The sequence below is a fragment of the Dietzia sp. 111N12-1 genome (assembly GCF_001658045.1).
GTDB lineage: Bacteria > Actinomycetota > Actinomycetes > Mycobacteriales > Mycobacteriaceae > Dietzia > Dietzia kunjamensis.
In genome coordinates, this window is sequence record NZ_LSSV01000104.1 from 51,984 (window position 1) to 69,533 (window position 17,550).

Genomic DNA, 17,550 nt, shown 5'->3' on the forward strand with positions numbered 1-17,550 from the left:
CCAGATACCGGGGCAACCACACAGAAAAACGAGGCGAGAAGTGTTCGACATCCTCACCGAAGAGCAGCGTGAATTCGCCAAGTCGATCGATGACTTCTGCGCGCGCGAGGTCGACGGCGTCGAGAGCGACGCGAGCTCACCACCGAGGGCGGCACCCACTCGCCGCACATCTACTCCAAGATGGCCGAGCTCGGATGGCTGGGGCTGACCGTCCCCGAGGAGTACGGCGGCTCCGACGCCGGCGCCGTCGAACTGTGCCTCCTGCTCGAGCACTCCCTGCGCGGCCTCGCCCCGATCGGCGGCATCGGCCCCACCCTCATCACGGCCGCCGCGTACCAGAAGTTCGGGACCGAGGAGCAGCGTAAACGCGCGCTCGAGCTGGTCGTGAACGGCGGGACCCTGTCCATCTCGATGTCCGAGCCCGGCGCCGGGTCCGACGTCGCCGCCCTGCGCTGCAAGGCCGAGCGCGACGGCGACAACTGGGTGATCAACGGGCAGAAGACCTGGTGTTCCAACGCCCACTTCGCCGACCGCATCCTGCTCGTCGCCCGCACCGACTCGTCGGGCAAGAAGCACGAGGGCATCACGATGTTCGACGTGCCCGCGGACATCGAGGGCCTGCAGATCACCGGGATCGAGACCATGGGCGGCAAGGAGGTCAACGACCTCTACTTCACCGACGTCCGCCTGCCCGCCGACTCCGTCATCGGAGAGGTCGGCGGCGGTTGGGCGCAGCTCATGACCGGGCTCAATACCGAGCGCCTCATCCTCGCCGCCATGCAGCTCGGCGTGGCCCAGCGGGCGTTCGACGACTGCCTGACCTTCATCAAGGAGCGCGAGCAGTTCGGCCGCCCCGTCGGCTCCTTCCAGGTGCTCCGCCACCGTATGGCCGACCTCGCCACCGAGATCGAGGCCGCGCGCCTGCTCGTCTACGCGGTCGCCAGGAAGGTCGACGAGGCCGACCCCACGGCCCTGTTCCCCCGCGAGGCCTCCATGGCCAAGCTCAAGGCGTCCGAGCTGAGCAAGCGGGTCACGCTCGAGTGCATGCAGTCCATGGGCGGATACGGGTACGCCACCGAGTACGGGATGGAACGTCTGGTTCGCCAGGCGGTGGTCCCCACCATCTACGGCGGCACCAACGAGGTCCAGCGGGACATCATCGGCAAGACGCTCGGCCTGTGAGCACCGCCGGGGCGGTCGGCACCGCCGGGACCGCGGGCGCCGCCGCGCGCGAGTTCGAGCTCATCCTCGCGCTCGACACGGTCCCCTCGGACCGCGTCTCCGCGCTGTGGGACTCCCTCGAGCCCGCGCGGGTCGACGACATCGCGGGCAGCCGCTGGAAGGGCACCGGCCTGGACACCGGGCACCCCATGTTCGGCATGCTCGGGCAGATGCGCTGGTGGGGCAAGGACTTCACCGAGGCCCGCAAGGTGGACCCGATCCTCGTCACCGACGACTCCGGTGAGGTCGTGCCGGACACCTCGGCGACCGGCGGGGGGCGGGGCGTCCCTGTGGGAGGTCTCCTTCCGCGGCCGCCCGACCGCCTCCATGGTGTACGACCGCCTGCCGGTGATCGACCACTTCGCCGTCGTCGGACCCGACACCCTCCTCGCGGTGATGAACGGGCGAGGCACCGTGCACGAGGGAGAGCACTTCTGGTTCGTCCTGGAGCGCGAGCGCTGAGACGCACGGGCCGGGTGCGCGGGGCGGGAGCCTGGCCCGGGTGCGCGGGGCGGGTGCACGGGGCGGCGCCACGCCCCACAATGGGGCGCATGACCCCGAACCCCACGCGCCCGGTCCGCATCGCCGTCCAGCTCCAGCCGCAGCACTCGCCGGACTACGGACTGATCCGGGACGCCGTCCGACGCTCCGAAGACGCGGGCGTGGACGTGGTCTTCAACTGGGACCACTTCTTCCCGCTCTACGGTGATCCCGACGGCGCCCACTTCGAGTGTTGGACGATGCTGGCCGCGTGGGCCGAGCAGACCGAACGCGTCGAGATCGGCGCCCTGGTCACCTGCAACACCTATCGCAACCCCGACCTGCTCGCCGACATGGCCCGGACCGTCGACCACATCTCCGGCGGCCGCCTCATCCTGGGCCTGGGCAGCGGATGGTTCGAGCGGGACTACGCCGAGTACGGCTACGAGTTCGGCACCAAGGGCTCGCGGCTCGACGACCTCGGGCACTCCCTCGAGCGGATTGAGCAGCGCTTCGCCACGCTCACCCCCGCCCCGACGAGGGACATCCCCGTGCTGCTCGGTGGCGGCGGTGAGAAGAAGACCCTGCGACACGTGGCCCGCCACGCCGACATCTGGCACTCGTTCGTGGACGTGGAGACCTACCGCCACAAGTCGGAGGTGCTCGCCGGGCACTGCGCGGACGTGGGGCGCGATCCGGGCGAGATCGAGCGGTCGACGGAGATCGGCGGGGCCAGCTCGCCCGACGAGGCGAAGCGGCTCGCCGAGAACCTGCACGCCGAGGGCGTCACCCTCTTCACGGTCGGGCTCAACGGCCCCGACTACCCGCTGGACCTGGTCGAGTCGCTGGTGGCCTGGCGCGACGGGCGATAAGCCGGCGCGCCGGCGCTGAACCTGCCCGTCGGCGCCGGAAATCCGCTACTCCGAATCCGGATCCGCTATCCCGATCGGCGTAGCGAATCCGCATTCCGAGTAGCGGATTTCGGGCTGGATTGGAACCGGGGCGGGCCGGGCGGGCTGGGGCGGGCGCGTGTCGGCGCGGGCCGCGGCGGGTCAGCCCCGCTTGACCGCCCGGTCGACCCGGCGCCACGTCCGGTAGGTGTACCACGACGCCACCAGCATGAGCACCAGCACGAGCGAGGCGAAGATCGACGGTCGCCCGGTGAGGATCAAGCCCACCGCGTTGACCAGCGCCAGCACGGTGAAGAACCCGACGAACCCGCCGATGACCTCCAGCCGCTGCCGGGCACCCAGGGCGTCACCGCCGCTCCGAGCCACCGCCGATCAGCTCTTCAGGCCGCCGGCGGTGAGGCCGGAGATGATCCGCCGCTGGAAGATCAGCACCATGATCACCAGCGGCACGGTGACGAGCGCGCCGGCGGCCATGATCGCCGCGTGCGGCGGCAGATACGGATTGACGCCGGAGAACCGGGCGATCGCCACCGTCACGGGCTCGGTCGCGGTCGTGGACAGCTGCTGCGAGAGCACGAACTCGTTCCACGTGATGATGAACGCCAGGATCGCGGTGGTGAACAGGGCCGGCGCGGCGAGCGGGAGGATGATCTTGATGAACGCCTGGCCGCGGGTCGCACCATCGACGCGGGCAGCCTCCTCCAGCTCCCACGGCAGGTCGTTGAAGAACGACGTGAGCGTGTAGATGGTCAGCGGGAGCGCGAACGAGATGTTGGGGATGATGAGCGCCTGGTAGGTGCCGATCCAGCCGATGTCCGTGAACAGCTGGAACAGCGGCGTGACCAGGGCGACGCCGGGGAACATCGACGCGGCGAGGATGATCCCGGTGACGAGGAACTTGCCCCGGAAGTCGACCCTGGCGAGGGCGTAGGCGGTGAACACGCCGAACGTCAGCGCGAGGGCGGTGGTGATCGAGCTGATGAGCACGGAGTTGATGATCGCGCCCAGGAAGTTGTTGCCGCCGTCCGTGGCCAGCGCCTCACGGAAGTTGTCGAGCGTGAGGTGCGAGGGCACCGGGCTGGCGGAGAAGATGAACCGGTTGTCGCGGAACGCGGTCACCAGCATCCAGTAGAACGGCGCGAGTCCCCAGATGAGGATGAGTAGCGCGCCGACGTAGGTGCTGACGGTGGGGCCGAGCGGTTTGCGCGGCGGCTTGATGTCCTCGTCGTCGCGGCGCCGGTCGGAGCCGGGGGTCGACGACGACGACGGGGTGGTCGTCGGCATGGTCGGCGAGGTGCTCGGTTCAGACGCTCGGTGACTCACCGGATCTCCCCCTTCTTGCCCGTGCGATCCTCCACGACGTTCGCGCCGAGGAATTTGACCATGATGTACGCGACGGCGAAGACCAGCAGGAACACCAGTGTCGATATCGCGGAGGCACTGTTGAAGTTGCCCATTCTCATCTCGTTGACCACCAGCATCGACACGGTCGCGGTGGGCGAGTTGGAGTTGGCCGACACGAGGATGACGGGCAGGTCGTACATGCGGAGTGCGTCGAGGGTGCGGAACAGGATCGCCACCATGAGGGCGGGACGCACCAGCGGAAGGGTGATGCGGACGAATTGCTGCCAGCGGGACGCGCCGTCCACGCGGGCCGCCTCGTAGACGTCACCAGGGATCATCTGCAACCCGGCGAGGATGAGCAGCGCCATGAACGGCGCGGTCTTCCACACGTCGGCGATGATGATGGCCATACGGGCGTAGAACGGGTCGGTGGTCCACGCGATGTTCGTGCCCAGGAGGGTGTTGGCGATCCCGTTGGGGGCGAAGATGAACGCCCACAGTTTCGCCGTGACGGCGGTGGGGATCGCCCACGGGACCAGGACGGCGGCGCGCAGCAGCGAGCGTCCCCAGATGCTCTTGCCCATGACCACGGCCATGGCGAAACCGAGCACCGTCTCGAGGGAGACGGTGGTGACGGTGAAGAACAGCGTGTTGCCCATGGCGGGCCAGAAGTCCACGGACGAGACGCCCGGCGGACAGGTGACGGTGCCGTCGCCGCCGGGAGCGGGGCAGGCCTGCGTCAGCCAGTAGAGGTAGTGCTGGAAACCGGCGAACCCGCCCTCCGAGAACATGCCCGTGGCCGGGTCCAGGCCGCGGTCGGCCATGAACGACAGGTACACCGCGCGAATGACCGGGTACCCGATCACCACCGCGAGGATGGCCAGGGCCGGACCCACCATCCACACCGGACGCCAGTCGAACTTCTTCTCGACCAGTGGCGCCGGGGACTTCTCGCTCGTCGTCATCGCCTTGCTCCTCGCCGGGTTCGCGCCCGCCCCACCAGGGAGAGGAGGTGGGCCCCGGGAACGTTACCCGGGGCCCACCTGCCCTGGTCCGACAGCCGTCTGCCGCCGGACCGTGTGCCGATCACCCGGACCGCGGTGATCGTTGACCTCGTTCGATCACCGTGCTCGGTGGATCACTGTGCGTTGTGAATCACTGCGCCTGTTGGATCGCGGCCGTCATGTCGTTGAGGGCCTGCTCGACGTCCTTCTCCCCGCGAAGCGCCGCGAAGGTGTTGTCCTGGATCGCCTTGGACACGGACGGGTAGAACGGCGTGACCGGGCGCGGCTCGGCGTTGTCGAGCGCCGCCTTCAGCGCCGGCATGTAGGGGAACTCCTGCTGGAGCGCCTCGTCGTCGTAGATCGAGGACAGCACCGGCGGGAACGACTGCTCGGCGAAGCCCATCTGGACGTCCTCGGAGATGATGAACTCGAGGAAGGCCCGCGCGGTCTCCTTGTTCTCGGAGAACACGTTGATCGCGTTGTTGTAGCCACCGAGCGTGGACTGACCGGCGCCGTCCTCGCCGACGATCGGGGCGACCTGGAAGTCACCCTGGACCTGCGACGTGGGGTCGGACTGGCCCGACTCGTACATGTACGGCCAGTTGTAGGAGTACATGGTCTCGCCGGCGAGGAAGGCCTGCGCGGTCTCCTCCTCCGTGAACGCGTCGGTCTTCTGGGGGATGACGCCGCCCTTGTAGGCGTCGACGAGGGCGGTCAGGCCGGCACGCGCCTCCTCGGTGTCGAGCTCAGGGGTATTGCCGTCCTCACCGACGACCTGTCCGCCCCAGCTGTGGATGAACTGGGTGGCGGCGACGGTCAGACCCTCGTACTGGCTGAGCTGGGTCTGCAGGCAGTCGACGTTCGCACCCTCCGCGGCCTCGCAGGAGGAGACGAGCTCCTCCCAGTTGGCGGGAGCCTCCGGCTGGAGGTCGGTGCGGTAGTACAGGAGCTGGGCGTTGGTGTTCTGCGGCACGCCGTAGAGGGTGCCGTTGTAGGTCGCCGAGTCGACGGCGGCCTCGATCAGGCCGGAGGTGTCGACCTCGGTCTCGTTCTCGATCGGCTGCAGCCACCCGTTGGCCGCGAAGTACGCGGTGTCGGTGACGTCGAGGGCGAACACGTCGTACTCGCCGCTCTCGGTCTGGAGCGACTGCGTCAGGGTGTCGCGCTGCCCGTCCTGCTCGGCGGGCAGCTCGCGGAGGGTGACCTCCTGGTCGGGGTTCTCCGCGTTCCACTGCTCGATGACGGGGCGGAGCTTGTCGGTGTCGTTGCTGCCCATCGCGAAGGTGATGGGGCCGACGCCCGAGGTGCCGGCCTGCGCCTGCTCGTCGGATTCATCGCCACCCGATCCACACGCCGTGGATACCAGGGCGACTACGGAGGCGGCCGCCGCCGCCTTGAGGAACCTGCCGTGAACGGCCATGCGCTCTCTCCTACTGTCGTGTCTCGACTCCCCTCGGCGAGTGCCGACGGGGCAGTGGACCGGTGCCGACTGTGACGCGGGTCTCACTGAGGACCTGCTGAGCGTAACCCACGAGACGGCGGTGGCGCGGGACCACGTGCGGACACGCGACCGACGCGCCGTCGCTCCCGACACCACGGATGGTCACGAGAGCGAGGTCACAGGAGTCACTCTAGCAACACCGCTCGGGGCGGACACCGGCGTGTCCCGCTGTCGGCACGGGCCCCGGCCCCGTGGAGTCAGCGCAGCCTGAGACCGGATTCCACGTCGAAGAACCGCACCTCGTCGTCGAGCGCCTCGAGGTACATGGTGTCGCCCTTGCGGGGGTGGTCACCCGACTCCGCCCGGTACACCACCGGGTGGTTGTCGCGGGTCGAGCAATGCAGGTAGCTGTCCGCCCCGAGCTCCTCCACCAGGTCCACCGTCACCTCCAGCCCGTGGCCTTCCGCGGCCATCCGCAGGTGCTCGGGCCGCACGCCGACGGTGACCCTCGACCCCGAGCCGGCGGGCACGGGTTCACGGAACCCCTCGAGGTCCACCGCCCCGTCGGCGACAGGGGCGTCGAAGAGGTTCATGGACGGTGACCCGATGAAGCCCGCCACGAAGGCGTTGACCGGGTTGTTGTAGAGCTCGCGAGGGGCGTCGACCTGCTGGAGCACCCCGTCCTTGAGCACCGCGACGCGGTCGCCCATTGTCATGGCCTCGACCTGGTCGTGCGTCACGTAGATCATCGTGGTGTGCAGGTCCCGCTGCAGCTTGGCGATCTGTGCGCGCGTGGCCACCCGGAGCTTGGCGTCGAGGTTGGACAGCGGCTCGTCCATGAGGAAGACCTGCGGGTTGCGCACGATCGCCCGCCCCATGGCCACGCGCTGACGCTGGCCACCGGAGAGCTCCTTGGGCTTGCGGTCGAGGTACGGCACCAGGTCGAGCATCTCGGCCGCGCGGTCGACGCGCTCCGTGATCTCCGACTTGGACGCCTTGGCCAGCTTCAGGGCGAAACCCATGTTCTCGCGGACCGTGTAGTGCGGGTACAGCGCGTAGTTCTGGAACACCATCGCGATGTCGCGGTCCTTGGGCTCGGTGCCCGTCACGTCCCTGTCACCGATGAGGATCCGTCCCGCCGCCACGTCCTCCAGACCGGCCAGGGCGCGCAAGGTCGTCGATTTTCCGCAGCCGGAGGGTCCGACCAGGACGAGGAACTCGCCGTCGGCGATCTCCAGGTCCAGGCGGTCGACGCTGCGTCGCGCCGCCCCCGGATAGACGATGGACACGTTCTCGAAGGTCACCGAGGCCATGAGAAATATTTCCCTTCACCGGCAGGAACGTGCCGGACGATCCGAGATAGAGGGCGAACACGGGTGACTGTAGCGGCCCGGAGCGGAGTTCACCCGCACTGCGCACACAGTTCATCCGGGCGTGGCCCGCCCGCGACCGCCCGGTCGTCCCGCGCGCCTAGCGTGCATGCGTCCACTACGACTGTTGACGCCTCCAGGAGACTCGAATGTCCGTCCGCCGCCTGCTCCCGATCGCCACCGCCCCGACGCCGGGGATCTCCAACCGACAGCACGTGACCTGTGTCTACAAGTGCGGGGACCAGTGCGCCGCGCCGGTGCCCAACACCACCGACAACCCGTACTTCGGGGACATCGCCACCGAGATCAGCCGCCGCGGTGCGCTCAAGGCCGCGGGCGTCGTGGCGCTGGCGGTGGGCGCCACCCAGGTGCTGCCCGCGACCGCCGCGGCGCAGGGCTCGTCCGCCGCCGGCTCGCTCGGCCCCACCGGATCCACCGGCGGCGCGACGATCGACACGGGGTTCGCCCCGGTCGCGCCCAACACCGCCGACGCCGTCACCGTCCCGGCGGGATACTCGAGCGATGTTGTGATCCGGTGGGGCGACCCCGTACTGCCGGGCGCCCCGGAGTTCGACTTCGAGAACCAGACCGCTGCGGCGCAGGCCATGCAGTACGGCTACAACTGCGATCTGGCGGTGATGTTCCCGATGGACGACCGCGACGATCGCTTCCTGCTCACCGTCAACCACGAGTACACGACCGAGCCGTCGATGTTCCGCGGCTACGATTCCTCGGCCCCGACCCGCGAGCAGGTCGAGATCGCCTGGGCGGCCCACGGGCTGACGGTGGTCGAGCTGTCCAGCCGCGCCGGCGACGGCGGGCTCGACCCCGTCATGGGGTCCTACAACCGGCGCATCACCGCGACCACCCCGTTCGAGCTGCGCGGACCCGCCGTCGGCCCCCTGACCCGGACCACGGCCGACCCGACCGGCACCCGCGTGCTCGGCACGCTGAACAACTGCGCCGGCGGGCACACACCGTGGGGCACCGTCCTGTCCGGCGAGGAGAATTTCAACCAGTACTTCGGCACCACCGGGACGGTCACCGACCCGGAGCGTCTCGAGGCCCTGCGCCGCTACGGCGTCTCCGTCTCCCGCTCGGGGCGCCGGTGGGAGGAGTTCGACGCCCGCTTCGACCCGGCCGCCGAGCCCAACGAGGTCAACCGCTTCGGCTACGTCGTCGAGGTGGATCCCTGGGATCCGAACTCGACCCCGGTCAAGCACTCCGCGATGGGCCGGTTCAAGCACGAGGGTGCCTCGGTCCACGTCACCGGCGACGGCACCGTCGTCGCCTATTCCGGAGACGACGAGCGCTTCGACTACCTCTACAAGTTCGTCTCCAGCCGCCGGATCACACCCGGTACCGGCTCGGCCGCACGGGCCGAGAACATGAAGATCCTCGACGAGGGCACCCTCTACGTGGCGACGTTCGCCGGCAACTCCCCCGCCGCGCAGATCGACGGCTCCGGGACGCTGCCCGCCGACGGCGCGTTCGACGGCACCGGCACCTGGATCCCGCTGATGACCGTCGCGCCCGGTGGGAACGCCGTCTCACACGTGCCGGACATGACGCCGGAGCAGGTCGCGGTGTACACCCGCATGGCCGGCGACCGCGTCGGCGCCACCAAGATGGACCGCCCCGAGGACGTCGAGCCCAGTCCGACCACCGGCAAGGTCTACATGGCGCTGACCAACAACACGCGCCGCACGACCGCGAACGTGGACGAGGCCAACCCGCGGCACAACAACAAGCACGGTCAGGTCGTGGAGATCACCGACGACCACGCCGGCACGACCTTCGGCTGGAACCTGCTGCTGGTGTGTGGCGACCCGGCCGAGGCGGACTCGTACTTCGGCGGCTTCGACAAGTCGAAGGTCAGCCCCATCTCCTGCCCGGACAACGTCGCCTTCGACACGGCCGGGGGACTGTGGGTGTCCACCGACGGCAACGCCCTCGGCTTCAACGACGGCCTCTACTCGGTGGCGACCGAAGACCCGAACCGCGGCGAGACCAAGCTGTTCCTCACGGTCCCTGTCGGGGCCGAGACCTGCGGACCGCTGGTGTTCGACAACCGGGTGATCGTCAACGTCCAGCACCCCGGTGAGACGGACGGCGCGTCGATCGAGAACCCCGCCTCGCACTGGCCCGACGGCGGCACCTCGCAGCCGCGGCCGTCGACCGTGGTCGCGTGGCGCAACGGGTTCTCCGGTGGCGCCGGCTCTCTCGGTTCGGGCTCCCTGCCGACGGGTCTGATCGGCTCCTGACGGCGGACGGCCGGGGCGGGTAGGCGGACTGCCGGGCCGGCGGGTCGGGTCGGTCAGGCTCGGCTGCCGGGCCGGCAGGCGAGCCGGTCAGGCCCGACTGCCGGCCCGCGCGTACGCCAGGCCGCGCTCGGCGCAGGCGGCGATCGAGGCCGCGACGCCCTCCGGGTCGTCGGACATCGGCACGTGCCCGTCGGCGCTGACCTCGACCCTCGCCTGCGGGAACAACCGCGTGGCGAGTGAGACCTGCCGCACCGGAAGGACCATGTCGAACCGGCCCCACCGGATGGTGATCGGCAGGTTCTCGTCGACGGGGGCGGAGAACACGAACGCCCGCCGGTCGGCCCGGTCGAGCACGGTGTTGGACACGATCGCCTCGCTGTCGATGGCCGCGGCCTCCGCCGGGTACCGCCACGGGCGGGCGCAGAACACCGCCATCATCACCGCGCGTCCGGCGGCCCGCTCGGTCAGGGCCGGGGTGTGGCGGCCGATCCGGCCGGCCGCCCGGCGGAGACTCCGGAAGACGCTCACCGTGTAGCGCCATTCGGCGTGCGAGCGGAAGAACCCCGCGGGCGACAGCGCGGTGACGCTGCTCGCCAGTCCCCGGGCGCCGAGCTCCAGCGCGAGGAAGCCCCCCAGGGAGTTGCCGGCGATGTGGGGGCGCTCCCCGGCCGGGACGACCTCCTCCAGGAGGGTGACGAGCTCGGAGACGAAGTAGTCGAGCACGTCGCCGGTGTCCGGCAGATCCGCGGACCGCCCGTGGCCGGGCAGGTCCACGACCACCACGCGGAACCGGTCCGCGAGCAGCGGCACGACCGGATCCCAGGCGTGCGCCCGGTGGCACACGCCGTGCAGTAGGACGATGGTCGGGCCGGCCCCGGTGATCTGGTGATACAAACCCATGCGATCAGTATCCACCCCGGGACGAGGTGGCGCCCCATGACGGGAGAAGTTCGGCCTAGATTCGGTGCCGCGAGGCTTCCGGGGCGGAAGCCGGTGTCGAGGGAGCAGGGGTCATGGAGACGACGACGAGCGATCCGGCGATACGGGAAGGTGAGCCCGGGCGGGGACTCGCCGAGAAGTTCCGACCCATCCTGTTGCGCCTGGACCTGCTTGTCCGCCGGCAGAGCACCCAGTACGCGCTGAGTCGCGCGCAGACCTCGATCCTGCACACCCTGGCCTGCCACGGGAGGCTGCGGATGTCGGACCTCGCCCGACTCGAGAACGTCCGCGTACCGACCACCAGCAATTCGGTGAGCGTCATCGAGGCCATGGGGTACGTCGAGCGCGAACCCGACGCCTCCGACCGACGCGGGGTCTGTGTCCGCCTCACCGACCTCGGTCGGGCCCGCATCGAACAGGTCCTCGCCGATCGTGACCGGGACTTCGCCGAGCGGATGTCCTATCTGAGCCCCGAACACCGCGATCTGCTCTCCTCGGCGGTGCCCGCCCTCACCGCCCTCCTCGACGCCTTCGACGGCGATGTCGACGCCCTTCCCGACTCTCAGCAGTCCGACCCGCAGCACTCCGACGCCCCCGGTCCGTCTAGCCTCGGGGCATGAGCACGGTTCTCGTCACCGGCGCCTCCCGCGGGATCGGGGCGGCGACCGCCCGCACGCTGTCCGCCCACCACGACCTGGTCCTCGTGGGCAGGGACGTCGACGCGCTGCGGGCCGTGGCCGCTGACTGCCGCTCAGCCCGGGTGGTGGAGGCCGACCTCACCACCGGCGACGGGGTCGCGCGCGCCGCCCGCGACATCAGCACCCTCGACGGCCTCGTCCACTGCGCCGGCGTCGCCGAACTCGGCCGGATCGACGAGTCCGAGGCCGGCCAGTGGCGCCGGGCGTTCGAGGTCAACGTGCTGGCCGTCGTCGAGCTGACCCGGGCACTGCTCCCGGCGCTGCGCGCGGCACGGGGCCACCTCGTCGTCGTCAACTCCGGCGCGGGGACCACCGCCAAACCGGGCTGGGGCTCCTACAGCGCCTCCAAGTTCGCGCTCCGCGCCGTCACCGACACCCTTCGCGGCGAGGAACCCGACCTGCGCGTCACGTCCATCCACCCCGGCCGCGTGGACACCGACATGCAGCGCGCGATCGCCGCCGCCGAGGGGCGCGACTACGACCCGGGCGCCTTCCTCCGCCCGGAATCCGTGGCCACCGCCGTCCGGCAGGCACTGGAGTCCACTCCGGATTCACACCCCACCGAGGTGGTCCTGCGGCCGCGCCCGCACTGACTCCCCCGTCCGGCGGCCAGGTACGTCGAACGGCTCCCCCGCCGCCGCGCGTGTCGTAACCTCTGCACCACCATGACCAGCCCGAACCCTCCTCTTCGGATCACCGTGATCGGCGCGGGCGTGATCGGCTGCTACCTGGGCGGCCGGCTCGCCCGCCACGCCGACGTGACCCTGGTCGGGCGCCCCCACGTGCTCGACCCGATCCGGGCGGTGGGACTGACCGTCGAGTCCGGAGACGGCGAGGACGCCCGGCTCCACATCCCCGCCGACGCCCTCACCCTGGCCACCGGGCCCGAGAGCGTCCGCCGCTCGGACGTCGTGCTGGTGTGCACCAAGGCCGGGCAGACCGCCGCCGCCACCGCCGAGTTCGCACCGTTCCTCCGGCCGGACACGCTGGTCGTGGGCCTGCAGAACGGTCTGCACTCGGCGGACCTCATCCGGGAACTGGTCGACAGGACCACGGTGATCCCCGGCGTCATACCGTTCAATGTCGCGCGCATCGGGCCCGCTACCTATCGGCGGACCTCCACCGGGGTGATCCGGCTCGCCGAACACCCCATGGCCGTCCCGCTGATCCGCACCATGACGGCGGCCGAGCTGCCGGTGCGGCCCACCGACGACATCCAGGCGGTCCTCCACGGCAAGGTCCTGCTCAACCTCAACAACGCCGTCCAGGCGCTGTCCGGACTCCCGCTGCGCACGGAGCTGCTGGACCGGGACCTGCGGCGCTGTGTCGCCCTGTGTCAGGCGGAGGCCAACCGCGTGTTCACCGCGGCCGGGGTGGTGCCGCGGGTGCCGCTGGCCATCCCCGCCGGCGCCCTCCCGGTGGTGATGCGGCTGCCCAACCCGCTGTTCCGCCGCCTCGCCCGGGCCGCGGTCCGCGTCGACGCGGACGGCACCTCGTCCATGACGGACGATCTCGTGCGCGGCCGGCCCACCGAGGTCGAGTACCTGCAGGGCAAGGTCGTGAAGATGGCCGGTCAGCTCGGACTGGGGGCTCCGGCCTGCGCGCGGATGGTGGAGCTGGTGCACGAGGCCGAGGCGGCCGGCGAGGACCGGCGACAATGGACCGGCAGGGAGCTCCTCACCGAGCTGCAGCGCGCCCGGCGCCGGGCCCGCCGTCTGGCCCGGATACAGCAGATGACCGGCCAGCCGACCTGACTCCCGGTCCCCGTAGCCGATGCGGCCCCCCGTAGCCGGTTCGGTCCCCGTACCCGATTCAGTCCTCGTACCCGATCGAGAACGCGGCCTCGAGATCGTGCTTGGACTGGGTGCGGAACGCGATGTGGGTCTCGGTGTCCACCACGCCGGGGACCTTGTTGAGGCGGTCCGAGACGATGTCGGCGATCTCGTCGTTGCGCCGGGCCCGCACCAGCACGATGAGGTCGATGGTGCCGGTGACCGAGTAGACCTCGGAGACTCCGTCGATATCGGCGATGGCCCCGGCGACCTCGGGGATCCGCGCCGTCTCGGCGTGGACGAAGACGATTGCGGTGATCATGACCCCAAGGCTAGTGGAGCGGGCGTACCGTGTGCGCCATGATCCACGGGGACCTCTTCCAGTCGGCGCGCGAGACGGAGACGAACCGCCCGTTCGCCCTCCAGAACTCCAAGATGCTCAAGGTGACGCTCGCCGACCAGCCGATCCTCGCGCGGACCGGATCGATGGTCGCCTACCAGGGGCAGGTCGGGTTCGAGAACGTCGGCAGCGGCGGGATCGGCAGGATGTTCAAGGCGGCGGCCACCGGGGAGGGTGTGCCCCTCATGCGCTGCACCGGGCGGGGTGAGTTGTTCCTCGCCGACCAGGCCTCCGAGGTCCAGGTCCTCTACCTGGAGGACGACATGATCTCGGTCAACGGTGCGAGCGTGCTGGCGTTCTCCGAGGGGGTCGCGTGGGACATCCACCGCATCGCCGCCAAGGGCGCCGTGATGACCGGCGGGTTGTTCAACGTCTCCCTGCGGGGGACCGGGTTCGTGGCGGTGACCACCAAGGGACAGCCGGTCGCCCTCGACGTGACCTCCGCACCGACGTTCGCCGATCCCCAGGCCGTGGTCCTGTGGACCGCCGGCGTGACGATGGACGTCCGGGTGGACACGGGCGGGGTGAAGTCCCTGCTCCGGGGCGGGTCCGGGGAGACGTTCCAGTTGGCGTTCGGCGGTCAGGGACTGGTGGTCGTGCAGCCGTCGGAGAACGTGCCCCAGGGGGCCGGGAGCCAGGGCGGCGCGTAGTCCGCGCGCCCCGGCGACCCCGGCCGGCGCGGGGTTCAGGGGCGCGGGGTCAGCGCATGTTCTCCGGGGTCCAGTAGGCGCGCATCGAGGTGACTTTGCCCTGCTCGTCGTGGGTCATGAGGTCCCACACGTTGATGGTGGCCTTGGAGTCCGCGTCGAAGTGGGTGGTGATCTCGAAGTTGAACAGCAGGTCGTTTCCGCACACGCGCGCCTCGAGCACCTCGCCCTCGATTTTCATCGCCACGACGCTGGCGTAGAACTCGCGGATGCCCGCCTTGCCCTCGTGGACGGTGCCGTTGCCCACCGGGTCCTCGACGGTGGCGCCCTCGGCGTAGAGGTCCATCACGGCCTCGAGGTCGCCGGCGGTCAGTGCCGCGATGTAGGAGTCTGCGGTGGAACGGATCTGGTCGGGTGAGGCGCTCAAGGCGGTGGCCCTTTCGGTGACGACGACGAGGTGACCCCGAGCCTAGAACGTGTTCTCGCCCCGTGGGGGCGGACCGGGCCGAACGACCGTCTCCTTTATCGCTTGCGTCACTTGCACCGCGTGCCTACGCTCCCTTCACCACCTGGTGCAGGTGCGTCGGCCGACAGAGCGGGGTACGTCATGTCCACGCAGCAGACCTCACCCACACCTGCCGAGGAGGAGACGTTCAACACCGGCCGGGTGGTGCTCATCTCCCTGGTCGCGGCGTTGGGCGGCTTCCTGTTCGGCTTCGACACCGCGGTGATCAACGGTGCCGTGGACGCCGTGCAGGAGACCTTCGAGATGAACGCCGGGCTGACCGGCTTCGCCGTGTCCTCCGCCCTGCTCGGGTGCATGGTCGGCGCCTACGTCGCCGGCCGTCTCGCCGACCATTGGGGTCGCACCCGCGTGATGATCCTCGCGTCGGTGCTGTTCACCGCCAGTGCCCTGGGGACCGGGTTCGCCTTCGGCCCCGTCGACCTCATCATCTGGCGGCTGGTCGGCGGGCTCGGGGTGGGCGCGGCGTCCGTCATCGCGCCGGCCTACATCGCCGAGGTCGCCCCACCCGCGATCCGCGGTCGGCTGGGATCACTGCAGCAGCTCGCGATCGTCTCCGGCATCTTCGTCGCACTGCTCTCCGACGCCTGGCTGGCCGGCATCGCGGGCGGCGCGATCGAGGAACTGTGGTTCGGCGCCGAGGCGTGGCGGTGGATGTTCTGGGCGGAGGTGATCCCCGCCGTGACCTACGGGGTGCTCGCGCTGACCATCCCCGAATCACCGCGCTACCTGGTGGGCAAGGGCATGGTCGACCGGGCCCGCGAGGTCCTCCGCTCCATTCAGCAGGGCGGTGTCGACTCCCGGATCAGGGAGATCCGCGCGACGGTCCGCGACGACCGCAAGCGCTCGTGGCGCGACCTGGTCAAGCCGGGCGGGGTCAACCTGCTGCCCATCGTGTGGATCGGCATCATCCTGTCGGTCTTCCAGCAGGCCGTGGGCATCAACGTGATCTTCTACTACTCCACCTCGCTGTGGCAGTCGGTCGGCTTCACCGAGGAGGACGCGCTCACCCAGACGGTCATCACGTCCGTGACGAACATCGTGGTGACGATCGTGGCGATCGCACTCATCGACAAGATCGGCCGCCGCAAGCTCCTCATCACCGGGTCCGTCGGCATGACGATCTCGCTGGCCGTGATGGCGCTGATGTTCAGCACCGCGACCATGGGACCGGGCCCGGACGGCGAGCTCGCCCCGCAGCTCGCCGACACCCAGGGGCTGATCGCGCTCATCGCCGCGAACGGGTTCGTCGTGTTCTTCGGCATGTCGTGGGGCCCGGCCGTGTGGGTGCTGCTCGGCGAGATGTTCAACAACCGCATCCGCTCCGCGGCCCTCGGTCTGGCGGCCGCCGCGCAGTGGCTGGCGAACTTCGTCGTGTCCACCGCGTTCCCGCCGATGGCCGAGTTCAGCCTGACGTTCACCTATGGCTTCTACGCGGTCTCCGCGCTGCTGTCGCTGCTGTTCGTGGCGAAGTTCATCCCGGAGACCAACGGTCGGTCGCTGGAGGACATGTAGCGGCGCGGCCTACCCCGCCGCCCGGCCCGTCGCCCGCAGCGACGGCGCGGGACGGCGATGGCCTGTGAGCGCTCGCCGAGAAGAGGAATTCGCGCACTGCTTCTCGAGAGATACAGGCGAAATCCTCTGCTCGGCGGCGGGCGACGGGCGACGGGCGACGGGCGACGGGCGACGGGCGACGGGCGGCGGGCGACGGGCGGCGGGCGACGGGCGGCGGGCGACGGGCGATGAACCCGGGTCAGGCGGCGTCGTCCGGGGTGCGGGCGGGGCAGAACAGGTCGGTCCGCAGGGTGGCCGGGTCCATGTCGGGGCTCGGCTCGGTCACGTAGACCTCCCAGAACGGGCTGCCCGGCGCGCGGCCGGTCGCGCCGATCGCGCCCATGAACTCGCCCCAGGCCTGCCCGAGCCCGTCGTAGGAGCCGAGGTGACTGGTCACCGCCACGTCCCCGGCCGGGAGCTCGGACGCGATGACCTGCATCCCGTCGATCTCGGCCGGCTCGTCGGGGTCCAGCTCGGCCAGCGGTCGCGCCAGGGGGAACCCGATCTCCAGGTCCGCGGCGGGTTCGGGCTCCTCGGTGGTGCGCGTGTAGAGCGCGAACGCCGGCCCGGCCGGGGTGACGCCGGCGGCGAACAGGGCCGGGAAGGCCGTGCCGAAGGCCGAGTCGAAGAACCCGGCGATCGTGGCCATGGGCACGCCGGTGGCGCGGACGACGGCGGTCGGCACGGCCGGTGCGCGCAGCAGCCGCACTCCGTCCACCGGCTGGGGCCCGAGGTCGGGGTACCCGGGTGGCGGGTCGGCCGGCGCGGTGTCGCGTGGGTCGTGGGACGGGGAGGATGACGACGACGACATGGTGTGCCCTCTCGCTGCGGCGGCGGTCTGTCCAGTGTGCGCCGCGGGCGGCCACCAGGGAAGACCCGCCGGGCAGCGGGCACCGCGCACCTGCGGGGCCTGCCACTGCGGCGCGGGTGGGTCGGGGGCCGCGACGGATGCGGCAGTCGCGCGCGACGGGGACAATCGGGG

At 70.3% G+C, this 17,550-nt stretch carries 17 protein-coding genes and 2 pseudogenes; 10 read left to right on the top strand and 9 right to left on the bottom strand.

Translation table 11 applies throughout. The features are described from left to right. Positions 1–40 precede the first annotated feature (40 nt). From AYO52_RS16995 to AYO52_RS17005, 4 genes and pseudogenes are all read left to right on the top strand, one after another. Positions 41–1,182, top strand: a pseudogene (locus tag AYO52_RS16995) (acyl-CoA dehydrogenase family protein). Beyond that, positions 1,179–1,403 (top strand): annotated as a pseudogene (locus AYO52_RS19075) (GXWXG domain-containing protein); the annotation flags it as partial. The pseudogenes AYO52_RS16995 and AYO52_RS19075, both read left to right, overlap by 4 nt. A gap of 145 nt (positions 1,404–1,548) precedes the next feature. Next, positions 1,549–1,683: a DUF4334 domain-containing protein gene (locus AYO52_RS19080; protein WP_253702292.1), complete on the top strand. Its 135-nt coding sequence runs from the start codon at positions 1,549–1,551 to the stop codon at positions 1,681–1,683. 89 nt (positions 1,684–1,772) lie between these two features. Then, positions 1,773–2,573 (top strand): LLM class F420-dependent oxidoreductase, encoded by an 801-nt coding sequence (locus tag AYO52_RS17005; protein WP_067720072.1) that lies wholly within the window; start codon positions 1,773–1,775, stop codon positions 2,571–2,573. Between the two features lie 180 nt (positions 2,574–2,753). Here the strand turns inward: AYO52_RS17005 and AYO52_RS17010 are convergent, their stop codons facing one another. From AYO52_RS17010 to AYO52_RS17030, 5 genes are all read right to left on the bottom strand, one after another. Next, positions 2,754–2,978 (bottom strand): hypothetical protein, encoded by a 225-nt coding sequence (locus AYO52_RS17010; protein WP_007627187.1) that lies wholly within the window; start codon positions 2,976–2,978, stop codon positions 2,754–2,756. Between the two features lie 6 nt (positions 2,979–2,984). Next, positions 2,985–3,896: a carbohydrate ABC transporter permease gene (locus AYO52_RS17015; protein ID WP_253702284.1), complete on the bottom strand. Its 912-nt coding sequence runs from the start codon at positions 3,894–3,896 to the stop codon at positions 2,985–2,987. Between the two features lie 35 nt (positions 3,897–3,931). Continuing rightward, positions 3,932–4,921, bottom strand: coding sequence for a carbohydrate ABC transporter permease (locus AYO52_RS17020; protein ID WP_067720075.1), 990 nt, complete (start codon positions 4,919–4,921; stop codon positions 3,932–3,934). Positions 4,922–5,111: 190 nt separating this feature from the next. After that, entirely contained in the window at positions 5,112–6,380 is a 1,269-nt protein-coding gene (locus tag AYO52_RS17025; RefSeq protein WP_067720078.1) for an ABC transporter substrate-binding protein, read from the bottom strand. A 278-nt stretch (positions 6,381–6,658) separates the two neighbouring features. Further along, positions 6,659–7,714 carry an ABC transporter ATP-binding protein gene (locus AYO52_RS17030; protein WP_067720081.1) on the bottom strand — a complete coding sequence of 352 codons (1,056 nt, stop codon included), beginning with the start codon at positions 7,712–7,714 and terminating at the stop codon, positions 6,659–6,661. 206 nt (positions 7,715–7,920) lie between these two features. Here AYO52_RS17030 and AYO52_RS17035 point away from each other — a divergent pair, with 206 nt between their 5' ends. Then, positions 7,921–10,035 carry a PhoX family phosphatase gene (locus tag AYO52_RS17035; protein ID WP_067720083.1) on the top strand — a complete coding sequence of 705 codons (2,115 nt, stop codon included), beginning with the start codon at positions 7,921–7,923 and terminating at the stop codon, positions 10,033–10,035. 87 nt (positions 10,036–10,122) lie between these two features. Here the strand turns inward: AYO52_RS17035 and AYO52_RS17040 are convergent, their stop codons facing one another. Then, positions 10,123–10,935 carry an alpha/beta fold hydrolase gene (locus AYO52_RS17040; RefSeq protein ID WP_067720085.1) on the bottom strand — a complete coding sequence of 271 codons (813 nt, stop codon included), beginning with the start codon at positions 10,933–10,935 and terminating at the stop codon, positions 10,123–10,125. Between the two features lie 113 nt (positions 10,936–11,048). On the opposite strand from AYO52_RS17040, the gene AYO52_RS19160 reads away from it, so the two are divergent. From AYO52_RS19160 to AYO52_RS17055, 3 genes are all read left to right on the top strand, one after another. Next, positions 11,049–11,594 (top strand): MarR family winged helix-turn-helix transcriptional regulator, encoded by a 546-nt coding sequence (locus tag AYO52_RS19160; RefSeq protein ID WP_067720087.1) that lies wholly within the window; start codon positions 11,049–11,051, stop codon positions 11,592–11,594. Then, positions 11,591–12,265: an SDR family oxidoreductase gene (locus tag AYO52_RS17050; protein ID WP_067720089.1), complete on the top strand. Its 675-nt coding sequence runs from the start codon at positions 11,591–11,593 to the stop codon at positions 12,263–12,265. Before AYO52_RS19160 ends, AYO52_RS17050 begins: the two co-directional genes overlap by 4 nt. A gap of 72 nt (positions 12,266–12,337) precedes the next feature. Next, positions 12,338–13,426 (top strand): 2-dehydropantoate 2-reductase, encoded by a 1,089-nt coding sequence (locus AYO52_RS17055; RefSeq protein WP_082924133.1) that lies wholly within the window; start codon positions 12,338–12,340, stop codon positions 13,424–13,426. Positions 13,427–13,484: 58 nt separating this feature from the next. Here the strand turns inward: AYO52_RS17055 and AYO52_RS17060 are convergent, their stop codons facing one another. Continuing rightward, on the bottom strand, positions 13,485–13,766 hold the full coding sequence (locus tag AYO52_RS17060) for an Lrp/AsnC family transcriptional regulator (protein ID WP_067720093.1): 282 nt from the start codon (positions 13,764–13,766) through the stop codon (positions 13,485–13,487). Positions 13,767–13,804: 38 nt separating this feature from the next. Here AYO52_RS17060 and AYO52_RS17065 point away from each other — a divergent pair, with 38 nt between their 5' ends. After that, complete coding sequence (locus tag AYO52_RS17065; RefSeq protein ID WP_067720095.1) at positions 13,805–14,494, top strand: AIM24 family protein; 690 nt, start codon at positions 13,805–13,807, stop codon at positions 14,492–14,494. A 49-nt stretch (positions 14,495–14,543) separates the two neighbouring features. On the opposite strand, the gene AYO52_RS17070 is transcribed toward AYO52_RS17065, so the two are convergent. Next, positions 14,544–14,918 carry a nuclear transport factor 2 family protein gene (locus AYO52_RS17070; protein WP_067720096.1) on the bottom strand — a complete coding sequence of 125 codons (375 nt, stop codon included), beginning with the start codon at positions 14,916–14,918 and terminating at the stop codon, positions 14,544–14,546. 180 nt (positions 14,919–15,098) lie between these two features. Here AYO52_RS17070 and AYO52_RS17075 point away from each other — a divergent pair, with 180 nt between their 5' ends. Continuing rightward, entirely contained in the window at positions 15,099–16,529 is a 1,431-nt protein-coding gene (locus AYO52_RS17075; protein WP_067720099.1) for a sugar porter family MFS transporter, read from the top strand. Positions 16,530–16,767: 238 nt separating this feature from the next. Here the strand turns inward: AYO52_RS17075 and AYO52_RS17080 are convergent, their stop codons facing one another. Continuing rightward, positions 16,768–17,379: a GyrI-like domain-containing protein gene (locus AYO52_RS17080; RefSeq protein WP_067720101.1), complete on the bottom strand. Its 612-nt coding sequence runs from the start codon at positions 17,377–17,379 to the stop codon at positions 16,768–16,770. Positions 17,380–17,550 lie beyond the last annotated feature (171 nt).